The 1,672-nt window shown below is 51.4% G+C and carries 1 protein-coding gene; it reads left to right on the top strand.

Annotation, left to right across the window (positions count from 1 at the left end):
• The first annotated feature begins 150 nt into the window (after positions 1 to 150).
• Positions 151 to 1,509, top strand: coding sequence for a bifunctional UDP-N-acetylglucosamine diphosphorylase/glucosamine-1-phosphate N-acetyltransferase GlmU (gene glmU, locus C7A19_RS03740; RefSeq protein ID WP_116644207.1), 1,359 nt, complete (start codon positions 151 to 153; stop codon positions 1,507 to 1,509).
• Positions 1,510 to 1,672: the final 163 nt, after the last annotated feature.

The following is a 1,672-nucleotide window of genomic DNA, read 5'->3' as shown; positions in this document are numbered from 1 at the left end:
GTTCTGTGAGAGGGATGAGGCGGCAACGCCTCACCCTACTCGATATTGCCTGCAAAGGCCACCTTGCAGGCTGTGATTCGCGTGAAAGCTAAAACGCGTTACACTAAGGGCAACTTAATAGACAAGCCTCTCTTTTATCACGGAAAGACTATGCAATACAGTGCAGTTATTCTCGCGGCCGGTAAGGGCACGCGTATGTATTCACAAACCCCTAAGGTGCTTCATACCCTGGCGGGTAAACCAATGGTTGAGCACGTTATCGATACCTGTCACGGCCTTGGCGCCTCGCAAATCCATTTGGTTTATGGCCATGGTGGCGACACTATGCAGCGCGTTTTAGCTCACACACCGGTGAACTGGTGCTTGCAAGCGGATCAATTGGGCACCGGCCATGCCGTACAACAAGCCGCGCCGCATTTTGCTGATGATGAGCAAGTGTTGGTGCTGTATGGCGATGTGCCCTTGATTTCAGAGCAAACCTTAACGCGTTTGCTTGAAGGGCAGCCTGAAGGCGGGATTGGTTTATTAACTGTGCATCAGGACGATCCGACTGGTTACGGCCGTATTGTGCGTGATAACGGGGAAGTGGTCGCGATTGTTGAGCAAAAAGATGCCACTGACAGCCAGCTTGCCATCACTGAAATTAATACCGGTGTGCTGGTGGCCACTGGGCGTGACTTGCGCCATTGGTTATCGCAACTTGATAACAACAACGCGCAAGGCGAGTTTTATCTCACCGATGTGATCGCGCTGGCACATCAACAAGGCCGCTCGATTCAAGCCGTCCACCCTGTGAGTGCGGTGGAAGTGGAAGGGGTGAATAATCGCCTTCAGCTTTCGCGCCTTGAGCGAGAATACCAAAAAATGCAGGCTGAACAGTTGTTGCTCAGTGGTGTGATGCTCAAAGATCCCACCCGTTTTGACTTGCGTGGTCAGCTGCAATGTGGGCAGGATGTGACCATCGACGCCAATGTGATTATTGAAGGCAGTGTCACCTTAGGGGATAACGTGGCTATCGGTGCTGGCAGCGTACTGATTGATTGCGAGATTGACGATAATACATTGGTACGCCCGTACAGCGTGATAGAAGGGGCCAGTGTTGGAGAAGACTGCACGGTTGGTCCGTTCACGCGGTTGCGTCCCGGCGCCGAGATGGCGCGTGATGCCCACGTGGGCAACTTTGTCGAGATGAAAAAGTCTCACTTAGGTGAAGGCTCCAAAGCCAATCATCTGACATATCTGGGGGATACCGAGGTAGGACGCGGCGTGAATATTGGTGCCGGCGTGATCACCTGTAATTACGATGGCGCCAATAAACATAAAACCGTGATTAAAGATAATGCCTTTATTGGTTCGGATTCTCAGCTGGTGGCGCCGGTGGTGATTGGCGAAGGGGTGACTGTTGGAGCAGGCAGTACCATTAGTAAAGATGTCGCTGATGGTCAACTTATCATCACTCGTGCTAAACCCAGAACAATTGAGGCTTGGCAACGGCCGAAAAAAAAGTAGAATATTGACTGATGAGCGCGCATAAGCCGCTTTTTAGCTTGAAAGGCGAAAAGTTGTGCGGTTGGTAAAATCAGGTGTTGACTCCTGATAAAAACCAGCCTATTATGCGCGCCTCAGTTGGGGTATCGCCAAGCGGTAAGGCAACGGGTTTTGATCTCGTCAT

It is taken from the genome of Salinivibrio sp. HTSP (assembly GCF_003390965.1).
Lineage (GTDB): Bacteria > Pseudomonadota > Gammaproteobacteria > Enterobacterales > Vibrionaceae > Salinivibrio > Salinivibrio kushneri.
This window is presented reverse-complemented; position numbering and strand designations above follow the sequence as displayed.